Origin of the sequence: Amycolatopsis keratiniphila subsp. keratiniphila, from assembly GCF_001620365.2 — a bacterium.
Classification (GTDB): Bacteria; Actinomycetota; Actinomycetes; order Mycobacteriales; family Pseudonocardiaceae; genus Amycolatopsis; species Amycolatopsis keratiniphila.
This window is the reverse complement of record NZ_LQMT02000050.1, coordinates 2,073-2,960: the sequence shown is the minus strand read 5'-3', so window position 1 is coordinate 2,960 and position 888 is coordinate 2,073. Positions and strand designations below refer to the sequence as shown.

Sequence of the window (888 nt, the reverse complement as noted above, 5' to 3'; positions counted from 1 at the left end):
GGGACGGCGAGCAGGTCGCCGACATGGTGCGGGACAACACCGCGCTGCAGGACCGGATGCTCGACCTCGTCGCCGGAATGGACACCACGACGCGCGACGCCGTCCGCGATCAGGCCGTGGCCGAAGCGATGCTGGCGCTTTCGAGCGACTGGGCGTTCATGGTCACCAAGGACTCCGCCGCCGACTACGCACGGCGGCGGGCGAAAGTGCACACGGAACGGTTCGACACGCTCGCCGGACTGCTCCGGGACGGTGCGCTCGACCGCGCGCGGGAGACCGCGGCCGCGTTCCGGCGCGACGACGGGCCGTTCGGTCACGTCGACGCGCGCGACCTGCTGAGGAAATGACGAAAGGGGCATCACCATGGGGATCCACGACATTCCGCTGAAGACGCTCGCGGGCGAGGACACCACGCTCGGCGCGCTCGAAGGCAAGACGCTGCTGGTGGTGAACGTGGCGTCGAAATGCGGCCTGACCCCGCAGTACACCGGGCTGGAAAAGCTTCAGGAACGCTACGCGGACAAGGGTTTCTCCGTCGTCGGGTTCCCGTGCAACCAGTTCGCGGGCCAGGAGCCGGGCACCGCGGAGGAGATCCAGACCTTCTGCTCGACGACGTACGGCGTTTCGTTCCCGCTGTTCGAAAAGCTGGACGTGAACGGGGAAAGCCGTCACCCGCTCTACGCCGAACTGACCAAGGCGGCCGACGCGGAGGGCGCCGCCGGCGACGTCCAGTGGAACTTCGAGAAGTTCCTCGTCGCCCCGTCCGGTGAAGTGGTGGGCCGGTTCCGCCCGCGCACCGAACCCGAAGACGAGACGATCACCAAGGCGATCGACGCCACGATCGGCTGATTCCTTTTTCCGGGTATTCGGTGACCAAAGTCCCCGAAT

The 888-nt window shown here is 67.1% G+C and carries 2 protein-coding genes; both read left to right on the top strand.

The features are described from left to right. A partial coding sequence (locus AVR91_RS40945; protein ID WP_143254267.1) for a DUF1957 domain-containing protein occupies nt 1–347 on the top strand: 347 nt, incomplete at its 5' end. 16 nt (nt 348–363) lie between these two features. Continuing rightward, nucleotides 364–849: a glutathione peroxidase gene (locus AVR91_RS40940; RefSeq protein ID WP_063277513.1), complete on the top strand. Its 486-nt coding sequence runs from the start codon at nt 364–366 to the stop codon at nt 847–849. The last annotated feature ends 39 nt before the right edge of the window (nt 850–888 follow it).